Annotated in this window: 17 protein-coding genes; 11 read left to right on the top strand and 6 right to left on the bottom strand. The window is 71.0% G+C overall.

From position 1 onward, the window contains the following. Positions 1-2: 2 nt before the first annotated feature. Positions 3-686: a glycerophosphodiester phosphodiesterase gene (locus ACWDGI_RS29635; protein ID WP_450764117.1), complete on the bottom strand. Its 684-nt coding sequence runs from the start codon at positions 684-686 to the stop codon at positions 3-5. Between the two features lie 413 nt (positions 687-1,099). Here ACWDGI_RS29635 and ACWDGI_RS29630 point away from each other — a divergent pair, with 413 nt between their 5' ends. The 5 genes from ACWDGI_RS29630 to ACWDGI_RS29610 all read left to right on the top strand — a co-directional run bounded on the left by ACWDGI_RS29630 (position 1,100) and on the right by ACWDGI_RS29610 (position 5,737). Beyond that, positions 1,100-2,497, top strand: coding sequence for a DUF6421 family protein (locus ACWDGI_RS29630; protein ID WP_450764115.1), 1,398 nt, complete (start codon positions 1,100-1,102; stop codon positions 2,495-2,497). A 38-nt stretch (positions 2,498-2,535) separates the two neighbouring features. Further along, positions 2,536-3,285, top strand: a complete 750-nt coding sequence (locus ACWDGI_RS29625) for an SDR family NAD(P)-dependent oxidoreductase (protein ID WP_450764113.1) — start codon at positions 2,536-2,538, stop codon at positions 3,283-3,285. Continuing rightward, positions 3,282-4,352, top strand: a complete 1,071-nt coding sequence (locus ACWDGI_RS29620) for a threonine aldolase family protein (protein ID WP_450764111.1) — start codon at positions 3,282-3,284, stop codon at positions 4,350-4,352. Before ACWDGI_RS29625 ends, ACWDGI_RS29620 begins: the two co-directional genes overlap by 4 nt. Positions 4,353-4,431: 79 nt before the next feature. Further along, positions 4,432-5,025: a transglutaminase domain-containing protein gene (locus tag ACWDGI_RS29615; RefSeq protein ID WP_450764109.1), complete on the top strand. Its 594-nt coding sequence runs from the start codon at positions 4,432-4,434 to the stop codon at positions 5,023-5,025. A gap of 10 nt (positions 5,026-5,035) precedes the next feature. Beyond that, positions 5,036-5,737 (top strand): B3/B4 domain-containing protein, encoded by a 702-nt coding sequence (locus ACWDGI_RS29610; RefSeq protein ID WP_450764107.1) that lies wholly within the window; start codon positions 5,036-5,038, stop codon positions 5,735-5,737. Positions 5,738-5,740: 3 nt separating this feature from the next. Here ACWDGI_RS29610 and ACWDGI_RS29605 read toward each other — a convergent pair whose 3' ends face one another. Together ACWDGI_RS29605 and ACWDGI_RS29600 are read right to left on the bottom strand one after the other, a co-directional pair. Next, the gene (locus ACWDGI_RS29605; RefSeq protein WP_450764106.1) at positions 5,741-6,469 is read right to left on the bottom strand and encodes a lysophospholipid acyltransferase family protein; all 729 of its coding nucleotides are present in this window, start codon (positions 6,467-6,469) and stop codon (positions 5,741-5,743) included. Positions 6,470-6,656: 187 nt separating this feature from the next. Further along, positions 6,657-7,073: a DUF4395 domain-containing protein gene (locus tag ACWDGI_RS29600; protein ID WP_450764104.1), complete on the bottom strand. Its 417-nt coding sequence runs from the start codon at positions 7,071-7,073 to the stop codon at positions 6,657-6,659. 106 nt (positions 7,074-7,179) lie between these two features. Between ACWDGI_RS29600 and ACWDGI_RS29595 the strand changes: the two genes are divergently transcribed. From ACWDGI_RS29595 to ACWDGI_RS29580, 4 genes are all read left to right on the top strand, one after another. Then, positions 7,180-7,593 (top strand): TlpA family protein disulfide reductase, encoded by a 414-nt coding sequence (locus ACWDGI_RS29595; RefSeq protein WP_450764361.1) that lies wholly within the window; start codon positions 7,180-7,182, stop codon positions 7,591-7,593. Between the two features lie 208 nt (positions 7,594-7,801). Next, positions 7,802-8,311: a flavin reductase family protein gene (locus ACWDGI_RS29590; protein WP_450764102.1), complete on the top strand. Its 510-nt coding sequence runs from the start codon at positions 7,802-7,804 to the stop codon at positions 8,309-8,311. Positions 8,312-8,529: 218 nt separating this feature from the next. After that, the gene (locus ACWDGI_RS29585) at positions 8,530-9,318 is read left to right on the top strand and encodes an electron transfer flavoprotein subunit beta/FixA family protein (protein ID WP_450764100.1); all 789 of its coding nucleotides are present in this window, start codon (positions 8,530-8,532) and stop codon (positions 9,316-9,318) included. A gap of 85 nt (positions 9,319-9,403) precedes the next feature. Beyond that, complete coding sequence (locus ACWDGI_RS29580) at positions 9,404-10,366, top strand: electron transfer flavoprotein subunit alpha/FixB family protein (protein WP_450764098.1); 963 nt, start codon at positions 9,404-9,406, stop codon at positions 10,364-10,366. 59 nt (positions 10,367-10,425) lie between these two features. Here the strand turns inward: ACWDGI_RS29580 and ACWDGI_RS29575 are convergent, their stop codons facing one another. After that, the gene (locus ACWDGI_RS29575) at positions 10,426-11,376 is read right to left on the bottom strand and encodes an endonuclease/exonuclease/phosphatase family protein (protein WP_450764096.1); all 951 of its coding nucleotides are present in this window, start codon (positions 11,374-11,376) and stop codon (positions 10,426-10,428) included. 210 nt (positions 11,377-11,586) lie between these two features. Between ACWDGI_RS29575 and ACWDGI_RS29570 the strand changes: the two genes are divergently transcribed. After that, positions 11,587-12,891 carry a DUF6986 family protein gene (locus tag ACWDGI_RS29570; protein WP_450764095.1) on the top strand — a complete coding sequence of 435 codons (1,305 nt, stop codon included), beginning with the start codon at positions 11,587-11,589 and terminating at the stop codon, positions 12,889-12,891. A 119-nt stretch (positions 12,892-13,010) separates the two neighbouring features. Here ACWDGI_RS29570 and ACWDGI_RS29565 read toward each other — a convergent pair whose 3' ends face one another. Together ACWDGI_RS29565 and ACWDGI_RS29560 are read right to left on the bottom strand one after the other, a co-directional pair. Continuing rightward, positions 13,011-13,808 (bottom strand): hypothetical protein, encoded by a 798-nt coding sequence (locus ACWDGI_RS29565; RefSeq protein ID WP_450764094.1) that lies wholly within the window; start codon positions 13,806-13,808, stop codon positions 13,011-13,013. A 7-nt stretch (positions 13,809-13,815) separates the two neighbouring features. Then, complete coding sequence (locus tag ACWDGI_RS29560; protein ID WP_450764359.1) at positions 13,816-14,865, bottom strand: LacI family DNA-binding transcriptional regulator; 1,050 nt, start codon at positions 14,863-14,865, stop codon at positions 13,816-13,818. Positions 14,866-15,086: 221 nt separating this feature from the next. Here ACWDGI_RS29560 and ACWDGI_RS29555 point away from each other — a divergent pair, with 221 nt between their 5' ends. Further along, the gene (locus tag ACWDGI_RS29555) at positions 15,087-16,043 is read left to right on the top strand and encodes an ROK family protein (protein ID WP_450764092.1); all 957 of its coding nucleotides are present in this window, start codon (positions 15,087-15,089) and stop codon (positions 16,041-16,043) included. The last annotated feature ends 16 nt before the right edge of the window (positions 16,044-16,059 follow it).

Here is a 16,059-nt window from a genome sequence, read left to right as displayed (position 1 = left end):
GCTCACGCGGTGAAGCGGGCGGTGCGTTTGATCTCCGGATAGTCGGTCGTCGCGCCGTCCAGCTGGAGGGCGCGCACCAGCCGCAGGTCGTCCTGGGTGTTCACCACCCAGCCGATCACCCTGAGGTCCGCCTTGCGGGCGTGCTCGACGACTTCCAGGGTCAGCCGCCGGATGTTGAGGCAGAGGGTCGCCGCGCCCGCCTCCCGGGCCCGCTGCACCACGTCGGGGCCGTAGCGGCTGGCGATCAGCGCGGTGCGCACGCCCGGCACCAGCCGGCCGATCTCGGCGACGGCCTCGTCGTGGAACGACGACACCTCCACCCGGGACACCAGATCCCGCCGCTGCATCAGCTCCGCCAGCGCGCGGGCCGCCGCCACGTCCTTGATCTCGGCCTGCAGCGGTGCCCGTACCGCGTCCAGGACCTCTTCGAACACCGGCACTCGCTCACCGCGGCCCGCGTCCAGGGTGCGCAGTTCCTCCAGGGTCTTCTCGGCGATCGGGCCGGTGCCGTCGGTCGTGCGGTCGACCTCCGCGTCGTGCATGACGACCAGGGCGCCGTCCTTGCTGAGGTGCAGATCGAGTTCGATCAGGTCGAGGCCGGCCTGCTGGGCGGCGACGAAGGAACGGAGGGTGTTCTCGGGCTCGACGCCCATGACTCCGCGGTGACCGATGGTAAGGAAGTTCAAGATTCAACTCGCTTCCGTCGACGGCGGCGGGGGATGCACGCGCGCGGACCGTACGACGGGACGTCGCTGTCCACGCGGCTGGGCGCAGCCTAATGGCCGCCCGTCGCGATGAACCCGTACGTACACGGGGGATTGGTGCGCCGGGCGCGTGGTGCCTGGCTCGTGCCCCTGTCGGCGGTCACCCGGGGGTGGGCGCGTCCCGCCGTGCATTGACCGGCCGGATCCATGCGGTGCCCCGGAACTGACACCTCGTCACCGGTCGTAGTGAATGTGAGCGCCTTCACGGTTTGAGACAGGAAAAAGCGCGGTGAAGATGGAGCGCCGCAGGATAATTTCCCGAGGGACCCCTTGCTGGGAGAAAGCACGTATGCATACGGTGTCCTAACGCGAGGTGCTCCCGTGGAGGATGGGTCATGACGGAAATTCTTGTGCAGGTGGGTTCGGAGGAGCGGGTTCCTCCCGTGACCAGGGTGGTCGAGCACCCGGCATGGCCCGTGCTCAAGGATGGCGTGGAGCGGATCCGGCCATGGCAGGCCAAGGACGGGTCCATCGACTTCGACGCCGAGGGCGCCCCCGCCCGCGCCGACATGGAGCGGGCCGTCGACACGGTGATCGCCGCCGTCGAGGAGCTGTCGCCGCTGCTCCCGCACGACGCCGAGTACCACCGCGCCCTGGTGACCGACCTGCGGCGATGGGCCGTGGGCGGCTTCCAGGTGCCCGACTTCCTCGACTCGCTGCTGGCCTTCCAGCCGGCCGCGGGCCGCGCGCACGGCCTCCAGCACCTGGTCGTCTTCCCGATGTACACCCAGAACGGCAACCCGGACCGCAACCTGGAGGCGGTCGTGCTGCGCATGGTCTGGCCCGACTGGCTGGCCGAGCTGGAGCGCACCCGGTACGACAACCCGCTCTTCTGCGGCATCACCTTCGAGGACTTCACGGCCGGCTACGACACCAACTCGGCCGTCCTCTTCCCCGAGACCATCGCCGTGCGCCAGGCGCCGGAACGATTCTCCTGGGGCGGAATCTTCTGCGACCGCGAGGCCGCCCGCTTCCGCCGGGTCACCGACGCGGCCGTGGACCTCCTCGGCCTGGAACTCCCCGAGGACATCGCCGCCATGGTCCACGACCAGAAGCGCTGCGAAGAGGCCTTCGTGCTGTGGGACATGGTCCACGACCGCACCCACAGCCACGGCGACCTGCCGTTCGACCCGTTCATGATCAAGCAGCGCCAGCCGTTCTGGATGTACGGCCTGGAGGAGCTGCGCTGTGACCTCACCGCCTTCAAGGAGGCCGTGAAGCTGGCGGCCGACGGCGTTCCGCAGGCCCGTGACGTGCAGTACGCGGTGCTCTTCGACCGGATGTTCCGCTTCCCGGTCACCGGCGACCGCGTCCGCAACTACGACGGGCTCGGCGGCCAGCTGCTCTTCGCGTACCTGCACAAGCACGACGTGGTCCGCTGGACCGACAACAAGCTCACCATCGACTGGGAGCGCGCCCCGCAGGTCACCAACCAGCTGTGCGCCGATATCGAGAAGCTCTACCGGGACGGCATCGACCGACCGAAGCTGGTCCACTGGTTCGCCGGCTACGAACTGGTCGCCACCTACCTCGCCCCGCACCCCGGCTCCAAGTGGGCCAAGGGCCCGGACGCCCTCGACCTGGCACTGCCGCCGCGCAAGCTCGTGGACGACGTGCTTCCGGACGAGTTTCCGCTGAGCATGTTCTACGAGGCCCTGTCCAAGAAACTGAAGAACGTGATCGCCGAGACCAAGGGCATCACGGCGGACAGCGCCGAGCCGGTCGCCGCGTGAGCGACCGCCTCCGGAACACGGCTCAAGAGGGGAAGCACATGGCGGGCAACGGGTCTCTCAGTGGTGCGGTGATCGCGGTGGCCGGGGCGGGCGGACCCGCCGGGCACGCGACCCTGGTCAGGCTGGCCGAGGCGGGCGCGACCGTCGTCGGCGCCGACAACAATCCCGAGCGCCTGGCCGAGGCCGTGGACGCGGCCCGCTACGCGGGCGGCGGCGCCGTGGTCACCGGTGAGACGGTCGACCTGCTCAACCTGGACTCGACCCGGGCGTGGGCCGACCGGATCGAGAAGGACCACGGCCGTGTCGACGGCCTGGTCCACCTGGTCGGCGGCTGGCGCGGCAGCGCGAACTTCGCCGAGACCGACCTGGCCGACTGGGACCTGCTGGAGAAGCTGCTGATCCGCACGGTCCAGCACACCTCCCTGGCCTTCTACGACGGCCTGCAGCGCAGCGACCGGGGCCGGTACGTGCTGATCAGCGCCGCCGGTGCGTCCAAGCCCACCGCCGGGAACGCCGCGTACTCCGCCGCCAAGGCCGCCGCCGAGGCCTGGACGCTCGCCATGGCCGACGGCTTCCGCAAGGCCGGGGGCGAGGCGGGCCCGGCCTCCGCTGCTGCCATCCTGGTGGTGAAGGCGTTGGTGCACGACGCGATGCGCGCCGAGCGGCCCAACGCGAAGTTCGCGGGCTTCACGGACGTCACGGACCTCGCCGAGGCCGTCGAGGGCGTCTGGGGCAGGCCCGCCTCCGAAGTGAACGGAAACCGTCTGTGGCTGACCGAGCAGCCGTGAACCCTCCGAAGACCGACGCGCGTCGCCACCACGATCCGGAGGTCCGCGGTTTCGCCAGTGACAACTACGCCGGAGCCCACCCCGAGGTACTGGCCGCCCTGGCTCTCGCCAACGGCGGCCACCAGGTGGCCTACGGCGAGGACGAGTACACCGAGAACCTCCAGCGGATCATCCGCGGCCACTTCGGCGCGACCGCGGAGGCCTTCCCGGTCTTCAACGGCACCGGTGCGAACGTCGTCGCGCTCCAGGCGGTCACCGACCGCTGGGGCGCGGTGATCTGCGCCGAGAGCGCGCACATCAACGTCGACGAGGGCGGCGCCCCCGAGCGCATGGGCGGCCTCAAGCTGCTCACCGTGCCCACGTCCGACGGCAAGCTCACCCCGGAGCTCATCGACCGGCAGGCGTACGGCTGGGAGGACGAGCACCGCGCGATGCCGCAGGTCGTCTCGATCACCCAGAGCACCGAGCTGGGCACCCTCTACACGCCGGACGAGATCCGCGCGATCTGCGAGCACGCCCACGCGCACGGCATGAAGGTGCACCTGGACGGCTCCCGGATAGCCAACGCGGCGGCCTCCCTGGACGTCCCGATGCGCACGTTCACCAATGCCGTGGGCGTCGACATCCTCTCCCTGGGCGGCACCAAGAACGGTGCCGTGTTCGGCGAGGCGGTCGTGGTGATCAACCAGGACGCCGTCAGCCACATGAAGCACCTGCGCAAGCTGTCCATGCAGCTCGCCTCCAAGATGCGCTTCGTGTCCGTGCAGCTGGAGGCCCTGCTCGCCAAGGACCTGTGGCTGCGCAACGCCCGGCACGCCAACGAGATGGCCCAGCGGCTCGCCGAGGGCGTCCGCGCCGTGCACGGCGTGGAGATCCTCTACCCGGTGCAGGCCAACGGCGTCTTCGCCCGGCTCCCGCACGACGTGAGCCTGCGCCTCCAGAAGCGCTTCCGGTTCTACTTCTGGGACGAGGCCGCCGGAGACGTGCGCTGGATGTGCGCCTTCGACACGACCGAGGAGGACGTGGACGCGTTCGTGGCGGCGCTCAAGGAGGAGATGGCGCGCTGACCGGGAATTGATGCATAGATATGCGGCCAACTGAAAAGTCATTGACGCTCGGGTGGTCGTATTTCTATGCTCTGCACCCATGGAGCTGATCCAGAACACCCCCGACCTGTCCGCGTACTTGGCCGCTGACGAGGTCATCGACCACCACCATCCGCTGGTCCGGGAGACGGCGGCCCGGCTGGCGTCGGATGTCGAGGACTCGTATGCCTATGCGCGGGCCGCGTACGAGTTCGTACGGGACGCCATCCCGCACTCCGCCGATTCCGGTGATCTTCGTGTCACCTGGCGTGCGTCGGACGTGCTGGAGCTGCGCACCGGCGTCTGCTACGCCAAGGCCCACGCCCTGGCCGCCCTGCTGCGTGCCGAGGACATCCCCACGGCCCTGTGCTACCAGCGGCTGGCGGCCGACGACGGGGCCGGCCACGTCCTGCACGGACTGGTCGCCGTGCGCTTCGACGGTGGCTGGCACCGGCAGGATCCGCGCGGCAACAGACCCGGCGTCGACGCGCGGTTCTCCCTCGACGGCGAGCGGCTGGCCTGGATCCCCGATCCGGAGTCCAGTGAGATGGACTATCCAGTGCTGTACGCTGAACCTCACCCGGCGGTGCTCGGCGCGTTGAAAGCGGCGCCCGACCGTCCGTACCTGTGGAAGACGCTCCCCACCGCACTCTGAGGCAAGGCAGATGACTCTCACGCTCACCGTGTCCGACGAGGTGCGCGCACTCGCGCCCGGCTTCACGCATCTCGCGATCGAGGCCCACGGTCTGGTCAACGGGCCCAGCACGGAGGCGAGTTCGGCCCTCCTCGACGACGCGGCCCGGCGGCTCGCCGCCCGCCTGGACGGGCGCGCCCCGCACGAGGACCCGCACATGGCGGCCTGGCGTGCGGCCTACACGGCGTTCGGCTCCAAGCCGTCCCGTACCCGGAACTCCGCCGAGGCGCTGGCCAAGCGGGCCCTCGCGGACGGCGGTCTGCCCCGCATCAACCTGCTCGTGGACCTCTACAACGCCATCAGCGTCGCCCACCTGATCCCCGTCGGCGGCGAGGACCTCGATCTCATCCAGGGCGGGATGCGCCTCGTGCGCGCCACGGGCGAGGAGGACTTCGTGACGGTCGCGGGCGGCGAGGAGGCCGTCGAGCACCCGGACGCCGGTGAGGTCGTGTGGTGCGACGAAGCGGGCGTCACCTGCCGCCGCTGGAACTGGCGCCAGGGCCCCCGCACCCGCCTGACCGAGCGGACCACCTCGGCGCTCTTCCTCCTGGAGAGCCTCGCCCCGATGCCGGTCGCCGACGTCGAGGCGGCGGGCGCCGAACTCGCCGAGCTGCTGGAGAAGTTCAGCCCGGGGGTGCGTATCGAGGTGCGGGCGCCCGAGTCGGCGGGCTGAGACTCAGATCGCCTCGGCGGCCTTCAACTGCTCCTGCGTGGGCGCCGTACCGCCCAGGTGGGTCGGGAGCCACCAGGTGTCGGTCGTGTCCTTCGGGCGGGCCGGGTAGGCGCGTTGGGCCGCGTCCAGCAGGTCCTGGACGCGGTCGCGCAGGCGGCGGGTGATGGCGCCCGCGTACTGGTCGCGCGGGGCCTCGACCGGCTCGCCCACCCGGATGGTGACGGGGAGGTGGTTGCGCCTGAAGTTGCGCGGCTGACCCTTGGTCCACAGCCGCTGCGTGCCCCACAGCGCCATCGGGATCAGCGGGACGCCGGCCTCCTGGGCGAGGCGCGCCGCACCCGACTTGAAGCTCTTCAGCGTGAACGACTGGGAGATCGTGGCCTCCGGGAAGACCCCCACGATCTCACCCGACTTGAGCGAGTCCAGCGCGTGCTGGTACGCGGTCTCGCCCTGCGTGCGGTCCACCGGGATGTGCTTCATCCCGCGCATCAGCGGACCGGAGATCCGGTGCCGGAAGACCGACTCCTTCGCCATGAAACGCACCAGGCGCTTCTGCGGGAGAGCGGCCAGGCCGTCGAAGACGAAGTCCAGATAGCTGATGTGATTGCTCACCAGCACGGCTCCGCCCGAGCGCGGGATGTTCTCGGAACCCTGGCAGTCGATCTTGAGGTCCCAGACCTTGAACAGCGTCTTGGCGAAACCGATGACGGGACGGTAGACCAGCTCGGCCATGGGCGGGGCGGACCCTTTCTGCTCTGCCTGGGAAAGGGGCTCCCGGCGGGAAAGTTACGGAGCCGTAGGTTTACGGCGTATCGCAGATCGTGCCCGAAGAACGGACGGGGAGCCAGCCCTGGTGCCCCGGAGTGGCGAGATCCTCGTCACGTCGGCCTATGATCCACCTCGTATTTTTAACCTGCCTTTACTCTGCGCGTACCCCTACTCGGCGGATGAGCAGGAACATCTCGCACCCCAGGCAGTACCCGAACGCCGCGTTCAGGAAGGCCGCGGCGAGCGCCATCCCGGTCGCCGCGAGACCCAGCCAGCCGGGTCCCAGCGTGAAGCCGACCAGACCGAGTCCCGCGAACACCAGGCCCACCGCCTGTGCGAATCGCGGGGGTTCGGGTGGTTCGAACTCCGTAGGGGGAGCGAGCCGCGGGCGTACGGCCGTCCGGAACGCCCAGCCGTACGGCGAGCGGCTCACGCCGGCGGCCGCGCCGAGCGCGAACACCAGCGTCTGCCAGGCGAGGATCCAGGGGCTCCGGGTGATCAGCGCGGCGGCCAGTACGACCGTCGTCACGGCCGCCGCGAAACGCGGTCCACGTGCGTCGATGTCCATGAACCAAGGATTCCGCCCCGAAGGCCGTCAGGGGAGCCGGGAATCTTTGCAGTCTCGTGAACGCTGGTCGAAAGGGCGGGCGGCGTCGTGAAAGCTGGTGCGCGTGATGACCGGACTGATGGTGTGCGCGGCGGTGCTCGCGGCGGCGAGCGTCTACGGAGTGCTGCACAAGCGGCGGAGCGGGAGGGTGAGGGTGCGCGGGCGGGACGACGGCAAGCGGCTCGGAGCGGCCGAACTCGGCGGCGAACTGGGCGGACGGGCAACGCTGGTGCAGTTCTCCAGCGCCTTCTGCGCCCCCTGCCGGGCCACCCGGCGGGTGCTCGGCGAGGTCGCCGAGATGGTCCCCGGGGTCACCCACGTCGAGATCGACGCCGAGGCCCGCCTGGACCTGGTGCGCGAACTGGAGATCCTCAAGACGCCCACCGTGCTGGTGCTGGACGCGGAAGGCCGGGTGGTGCGGCGGGCCACCGGGCAGCCCCGGAAGGCGGACGTCATCGCCGCGCTGGGAGAGGCGGTCTGACGGACGTGCCGATGACGGAGGGGCAGCTCCCAAATCGCGGAACGTACTTGACTGGGCGTACCACCTATCGTCAGCCTGACCGTATGCCCCATGAACTCCTTCTCTTCGGGCGGGTCCACGTCGACCTGGCCCGCACCGCGAGCGCGCGCTGTCCGGGTCGCTGAACAGCCCCGGACCCGAACGCCGCCTCCCTCAGAAGGAATACTCCATGACGGCCACGCCCGAGCTCGGCACCTCCCGGCTCGCCTCTCCCGACCTGCTCCGCTCAGCCTTCCGGCGGCACGCCGCCGGAGTCGCGGTGATCACCGCGCGCGGGGCCGGCGGCCCGGTCGGCTTCACCGCCACCTCCCTCACCTCCGTCTCCGCCGAGCCGCCGATGCTCTCCTTCGGCGTCGGCACGGGCGCCTCCAGCTGGCCCGCGATATCCACCGCCGAGCACATAGGCGTTCATATCCTCGGCGAGCACCAGGCCGAGCTCGCGGCCACCTTCGCGCGCAGCGGCGCCGACCGGTTCGGGGCGCCCACCAGTTGGCGCGAGGGTCATGCGGGGGTTCCGGTCCTCGACGACGTGCTGGTCTGGCTGGTGTGCCGGGTCGTCGCACGGGTACCGGCCGGCGACCATCGCATCGTGCTGGCCGAGGTGGTCGTCGGGGATCCCTCCCGGGCCGGCCGGCCGCTCCTCTATCACCAGGGTGGTTTCAACGGATTGCGTGATTGATCACGCGCTCCTCGTTCTGCGAGTGCGTCGAGTTCCGGTTACGCTGCGTTGCGAAGGTCACAGTTCAAAGCGCTTGCTTAGCGGGTACGAACTGGGTGTACTGACGAGTAATATTTCGTTCGGAGCGCGCGGCCGCCCCGACCGGGATGAGCCGCTTGAGGCGCCTATGCTGCCTTCAAGAGGCAGGCCAGAAAAGACGATGCAGTAGGAGAGCCGGCGTGAGCCTGAGGATCGTTGTCACTGTGAAGTACGTGCCCGACGCCACTGGCGACCGGCACTTCGCCGATGACCTGACCGTCGACCGTGACGACGTGGACGGTCTGCTCTCCGAACTGGACGAGTACGCGGTCGAGCAGGCGCTGCAGATCGCCGAGAACTCCGACGACGACGTCGAGGTCACCGTCCTGACCGTGGGCCCCGAGGACGCGAAGGACGCGCTGCGCAAGGCGCTGTCCATGGGCGCGGACAAGGCGATCCACGTCGAGGACGACGACCTGCACGGCAGCGACGTGATCGGTACCTCGCTGGTGCTGGCCAAGGCGATCGAGAAGGCCGGCTTCGACCTGGTGGTCTCCGGTATGGCCTCCACCGACGGCACCGCCGGTGTGGTCCCGGCCCTGCTGGCCGAGCGGCTGGGTGTCCCGCAGGTCACCCTGCTCTCCGAGGTCACGGTCGAGGACGGCACCGTGAAGGGCCGCCGGGACGGCGACGCCGCCAGCGAGCAGCTGGAGGCCTCGCTTCCGGCGGTGGTGTCGGTGACCGACCAGTCGGGTGAGGCGCGTTACCCGTCCTTCAAGGGCATCATGGCCGCGAAGAAGAAGCCGGTTCAGTCCTGGGACCTGTCCGACCTGGACATCGAGGCCGAGGAAGTCGGTCTGGAGGGTGCCTGGAGCGCGGTGGAGACCGCGACCGCCCGTCCGGCCCGCACGGCCGGCACGATCGTCAAGGACGAGGGCGAGGGCGGCAAGCAGCTCGCCGCCTTTCTCGCGGAGCGCAAATTCGTTTGATGCAGCCTCGCGGGCCAGAAGTTCATCTGAGTCCTGCAGTAGCTGACCGCCGCCCCTCAACTTTCGCAAGCAGGAGAGCATTCCCATGGCTGAAGTCCTCGTCTACGTCGACCACGTGGACGGTGCCGTCCGCAAGCCCACCCTGGAGCTTCTGACCCTGGCCCGCCGGATCGGCGAGCCCGTCGCCGTCGCCCTCGGCAACGGCGCCGCCGACACCGCCGCCGCCCTCGCCGAGCACGGCGCGGTCAAGGTCCTCACCCACGACGCGTCCGAGTACGCCGACTACCTCGTCGTGCCGAAGGTCGACGCGCTGCAGGCCGCCGTCGAGGCCGTCTCCCCGGCCGCCGTGCTGGTCCCCTCCTCCGCGGAGGGCAAGGAGATCGCCGCGCGTCTCGCGCTGCGCATCGGCTCGGGCGTCATCACCGACGCCGTCGACCTGGAAGCCGGCGACGAGGGCCCGGTGGCCACCCAGTCGGTGTTCGCCGCCTCCTTCACCACCAAGTCCCGTATCACCCAGGGCGCTCCGGTCATCACGGTCAAGCCCAACAGCGCCGCCGTGGAGGCCGCCCCGGCCGCCGGTGCGGTCGAGGCCCTCGCGGTGACCTTCTCCGACAAGGCCACCGGCACCAAGGTCACCGGCCGCACCCCGCGTGAGTCGACGGGGCGTCCGGAGCTGACCGAGGCCGCGATCGTGGTCTCCGGCGGCCGCGGCGTCAACGGCGCCGAGAACTTCGCCATCATCGAGGCGCTCGCCGACTCCCTCGGCGCGGCCGTGGGCGCCTCGCGTGCCGCCGTCGACGCCGGCTGGTACCCGCACACCAACCAGGTCGGCCAGACCGGCAAGTCCGTGTCCCCGCAGCTGTACATCGCCAACGGCATCTCCGGCGCCATCCAGCACCGCGCGGGCATGCAGACCTCCAAGACCATCGTGGCGGTCAACAAGGACGCCGAGGCCCCGATCTTCGAGCTGGTCGACTTCGGCGTGGTCGGCGACCTCTTCGACGTCGTCCCCCAGCTCACCGAGGAGATCAACACCCGCAAGGGCTGATCACCGCGAGGCTGTCCGAGGCCCCCGTGACCGACACCGGTCACGGGGGCCTCGTGGTCTCAGCGCAGGCTCAGCGAGGCCTGCACGGGCAGATGGTCGCTGGGGAACTGGCCGTGCATCGAGAAGGTGTCGATCGTCGCCTGGTGCGTCGTCACACCCGGCGAGGTCAGGATCCAGTCGATACGGTCGCCGTCCTGCTTCAGCCGGTGGTAGCCGTGGAAGGTGCCGTACAGGGTGCCGCGCCGCTCCGCCGCGTCCCAGGCGTCCACGAGCCCGGAGTCCACCAGGGTGTCGTAGGCCGGGTTCTTGTGCGCGGCGGCGTTGAAGTCGCCGGTCACCACGACCGGCAGCGCGGGGTCGAACTCCGCGATCCGCTGGGTGAGCAGGGTCGCGCTGCGCTCGCGGGCGTACTGGCTCTTCTGGTCGAAGTGGGTGTTGGCGACGTAGAACTCCCGGCCGTCGTCGGCGAGATCGCGGAACCGGACCCAGGTGACGATGCGGGGGAAGGCGGCGTTCCAGGTGTTGGATCCGATGACCTCCGGGGTGTCGGAGAGCCAGAAGGTGTAGTGCTCCAGAGGGGCCAGGCGCCGGATGTCGTAGTAGATCGCCGTGGACTCGTCCCGGCTGCCGCCCTCGCGGCCGGTGCCGATCCAGTCGTAGTGCGGTCCCAGGTCGGCGTCGATGTCGCGCAGTTGCTGGTAAAGGCCTTCCTGGGTGCCGATGACCTGGGGGTGCGCGCGGTGCAGCAGTTCGCGCATCACGGGGCGGCGGTCGGCCCAGCTGTTGGGCTCGGCGTCGTCGGCGTACCGCAGGTTGAAGGTCATGACGTCGAGCCGGGGCGCGCGCCGCGGCGGAGTCGAAGGGGTCGCCCGCCCGGCCCGCAGGGTGGCGGACGGCCTGGAGGAGGCGGACGAGGCGGAGACCGCGGCGCTGGAGAGGGGCACGGTGACCGCCGCGGCCAACAGGATCTTCAGGCCCAGACGGCGGGTGACTCGGCGCTGGTTCGGCACGGGTGCTCCTTCGGTGGCGACGGCCGGGCGCGGCGTGCGTGAGGCGAGTCCTGCGCAGAGAGTGTGCTACCCAGGTGTGAGTCGAGCGTGAACATGCCCAGATGGGGGCGTGTCGCACGGTGGACATGGTGTTGACCATCCCGAAGGCGCCCGGATAACTTCATTCAACGGATTGTTGATTCCGTACAGTGGAAAACAGGAGGGTGTGGGATGGGCCAGGGCCAGCAGCAGAAGGTGGCGACGAGTCTCGCGGGCGCCGTCAGCGAGGAGATCAGCGCCTCCCTCGCGCCGGTCGACGCCGAACTGGAGCGCCGCTACCCGGGCGACCCCGGCACCCGTCAGCCCGTCCACACCGTGTACGTCCCCGGTGACGCCTTCGCCGCGGACACCATCCGCTCCTGGGGCGACCGGGCGCTGGCCGCCCTGGACGAACACGCCCCCGACGCCGCCTCCTTCGCGGCCGTCCTCGGCCTGTCCGACGAACTCGCCGAGCCCGTCCACTCCCGGGTCCGCGCCAAACTGGAGCGCGAGCCGATCGAGGATCTGCGCGTCGACTTCGAGGACGGCTACGGCCCCCGCCCCGACGCCGAGGAGGACGAGACGGCGGCCCGGGCCGCGCGGCTGATCGCCGAGGCGTATGCCGAGGGGACGGCGGCGCCGTACATGGGCATCCGGATGAAGTGCATGGAGGCCGCGGTGCGCGACCGGGGCATCCGCACCCTCGACATCTTCCTCACCGGGCTGATGGCGGCCGGCGGGCTGCCCGAGGGCCTGGTGCTGACCCTGCCGAAGGTGACCTACCCCGAGCAGGTCACCGCGATGGCCAGGCTCCTGGAGGCCTTCGAGAAGGCGCACGGCCTGGAGGCGGGCAGGATCGGCTTCGAGATCCAGATCGAGACCAGCCAGTCCATCCTCGCCACCGACGGCACCGCCACCGTCGCCCGGATGATCCAGGCCGCCGAGGGCCGCGCCACCGGACTGCACTACGGCACCTTCGACTACAGCGCCTGCCTCGGCGTCTCCGCCGCCTACCAGGCCAGCGACCACCCGGCCGCCGACCACGCCAAGGCGGTCATGCAGGTCGCGGCCGCCGGTACCGGCGTACGCGTGTCGGACGGTTCCACCAACGTGCTGCCGGTCGGCCCCACCGCGAAGGTGCACGACGCCTGGCGGCTGCACTACGGGCTCACCCGGCGCGCCCTGGCCCGCGCCTACTACCAGGGCTGGGACATGCACCCCGGCCACATCCCGACCCGGTACGCGGCCGTGTTCGCCTTCTACCGCGAGGGTTTCGAGCAGGCCGCCGCCCGGCTCGCCCGGTACGCCAACCGCACCGGCGGCGACGTCATGGACGAGCCGGCCACCGCCAAGGCCCTCAGCGGCTACCTGCTGCGCGGACTGGACTGCGGCGCCCTCGACATCGCCGAGGTGGCCCGGCTGACCGGTCTGACCCGAGCCGACCTGGAGGGCTTCGCGGCACCCCGACGCGGCGACCTGACGGCCTCCGGCAACTAGCGGCCGGCGTATCCGGGTGCGGGAGATCCGGGCCGCCGGGAGACCCACGGCAGGCGGACCGACGTCCGGTGGGCCAGGGCCGGCGAGAGCGGCAGCACCGGCGTGTACATCAGCGGCGTCTACGTCGAGGACGGCGCCGACGACGAGCCGGTCCCCGGACCTCCCGTCCGCTCGACGCGCAGGTACCGCTCCAGGCCCGACGCGACCGCCCACTTGCGCTCGGCGAACAACCGGGTACCCCGGCGGCACAGTTCGGCGTCGGCCCGCGCACGCGTGCAGAACTCCTCGGGGGTGACACCGAACAGCTCCCTCAACCCGGCTGATTCCTCGAGGAGTTCGGTGAGGAGGGCGTGCTCGCCGGGGTGGCGGCGAGGCGTGCCGGTGCCGTCGTGCAGGACGCCGTGCCGGTTGACGTAGGTGTGGACGCCGGGGAGCGTGGTGCCGTCCGCGAGGGCGACGCGCACGTGCGGGGCGGGCAGCCACGCCCGGCCGAAGTTGCCGCCCGGCAGCGGTACGCCCTCGCTCGCGTCGATCACCTCCAGCTGGGGCCCGTCCAGCCAGACGACGAACAACTCCCGTACCGCGGTGGGGGAGTGGAGCGGGGACGCCGAGACATAGCCGAGCCGGCTGACGTGCGCGGAGACGCCCACGTCCAGGCCCGTCACCCGGGTGCGCACCATGGGGATCGGCCCCGTCACTCCGGACTCGGCCATCTTGTGCTGGAGTTGGGCGGGGGAGGCGTTGGAGCCGACCGCGAGCACCGGTACCCGGCCGTCGTCGTGCACCAGCCGGTCCAGCGGCAACAGCCGGTCGCCGTCGAGGAGTCCGGAGTCGGCGGGCCAGGCGCCGGGGTAGCTCAGCGGGTGGTCGCGCGGTGCCTGGTCGAGGCCCAGCTCCGCGAGCGTACGGCCGCTCATGTGCCGCTCACTCCGAGGGCGGCAGCTCGCCCGAGCCGCGGGTGACCAGCCGGGTCGGCAGCTCGATGCGCTCCGGTGCCAGGAGAGTGCCGTCCAGCTGACGGAAGAGCCGCTCGGCGGCCGTACGGCCGAGCAGGGCCGCGTCCTGGGCGACGACCGTGAGGCCCGGATGCAGCAGATCGGCCAGCTCGATGTCGTCGAAGCCGACGAGTGCGACCGGGCGGGTCCGCTCGGCGAGAAGCCGGATCACGGTGACGGTCACCCGGTTGTTGCCCGTGAAGATCGCGGTCACCGGGGCGGGCCCGGACAGCATCTCCTCGGCGGCCCGGCGCACCCGCTCCGGGTCCGTCATGCCGAGGGAGGTCCACGCCGGCTCGACGGATATCCCGGCGTCCTCCATCGCGGCCCGGTAGCCGCGCAGCCGTTCCGCCGCCGTGTGGATGCGGGGCATGTCACCGATGAAGCCGATCCGGTGGTGGCCGTGCGCGATCAGATGGGCGACCCCGTCACGGGCCCCGCCGTAGTTGTCGGACAGCACCACGTCGGCGTCGATCTTCCCGGCCGGGCGGTCCACGAACACCGTGGCCACGCCCGCCCTGATCTCCGGCTCCAGATAACGGTGGTCGTCCCCGGCCGGGATCACCACCAGCCCGTCCACCCGCCGCGCGCACAGCGCGAGCGCCAACTCCTGTTCCCGGTCCGGGTCCTCGGCGCTGGAGCCGTTGATCAGCAGCGCGCCATGGGCCCGGGCCACCTCCTCGACGGCGCGGCTGAGCGGGCCGTAGAACGGGTCGGCGAGATCCTCCAGCACCAGACCGATGCTCGCGGTACGGCCCTTGCGCAGCACCCGTGCGCTGTCGTTGCGGCGGAAGCCGAGCGCGTCGATCGCCTCCTGGACCCGGCGCTCGGTGTCCGGGGTCACCCCCGGCTCGCCGTTGACCACCCGGGACACCGTCTTCAGGCCGACACCGGCGCGCGCAGCCACGTCCTTCATCGTCGGCCGGGTCCCGTAACGGGAGCCGGGAAGACGGTCTGCGCGGCGGGAGGTCTCGGGCACGATGCGGCGTCCTGTCCTGTCGTCCACGGTGGGATTCCTGTTGTCCACGGGGGATGCACAGGTCCATGGGTTTGTATGAGGATGTGGCGTCGAGCATAGAGCCTGGACAACGTTGTCAGATGCGAGGGAGACTGTCCACCGCAATCTCCGGCCCGCGCCCCCACCGCTGGACGGCTGCCTTTCACTCGGTTACTCATGGTTGACGGGGAGATCTGACTCTGATGCACACCGACCTCGTGGCGGCCCTCGACATCGGCGGCACAAAGATCGCCGGCGCACTGGTGGACGGTCACGGACGGATCCAGGCGCGTGCCCAGCGCGCGACGCCCGCCCAGCAGGACGGCGAGACGGTCATGGGGGCCGTCGAGGAGGTGGTCGGCGAACTCGCCGGTTCACCCCTGTGGGGAAGGGCCGGCTCGCTCGGGATCGGCAGCGCGGGCCCGGTGGACGCCTCCGCCGGCACCGTGAGTCCGGTCAACGTGCCGGGCTGGCGGGACTTCCCGCTCGTCGAGCGGGTCCGTGCGGCCGCCGGCGGGCTGCCGGTCGAGCTGATCGGCGACGGCGTCGCCATCACGGCCGCCGAACACTGGCAGGGCGCGGCGCGCGGCCACGACAACGCGCTGTGCATGGTGGTGTCGACGGGCGTCGGCGGCGGCCTGGTGCTCGGCGGGAAACTGCACCCCGGGCCGACCGGCAACGCGGGCCACATCGGCCACATCAGCGTCGACCTCGACGGGGACCCCTGTCCCTGCGGATCGCGCGGCTGCGTGGAACGCATCGCGAGCGGCCCGAACATCGCCCGGCGCGCGCTGGAGGGCGGCTGGCAGCCGGGTCCCGACGGCGACGCCTCGGCGGCGGCGGTCGCGGACGCGGCCCGGACCGGCGACCCGGTCGCGGTGGCGTCCTTCGAGCGGGCCGCGCAGGCGCTGGCGGCCGGGATCGCGGCCACCGCGACCCTGGTCGAGATCGACATCGCGGTGATCGGCGGCGGGGTGGGCAAGGCGGGGGACATCCTCTTCACGCCGCTGCGCAAGGCCCTCACCGACTACGCGACCCTCTCCTTCGTGCAGCGCCTGACGATCGTGCCGGCCCAGATGGGCACGGACGCGGGACTGGTGGGCGCCGCGGCGGCCGCACTGGCGCGGATGGGCACGGACGTGACGGCGGCCGGCGTCTGAGGCGGCCGCGATACGC

It is taken from the genome of Streptomyces sp. NPDC001220, from assembly GCF_053597895.1.
The sequence above is the reverse complement of the archived record's forward strand: the minus strand, read 5'-3'. Positions and strand labels throughout refer to the sequence as shown.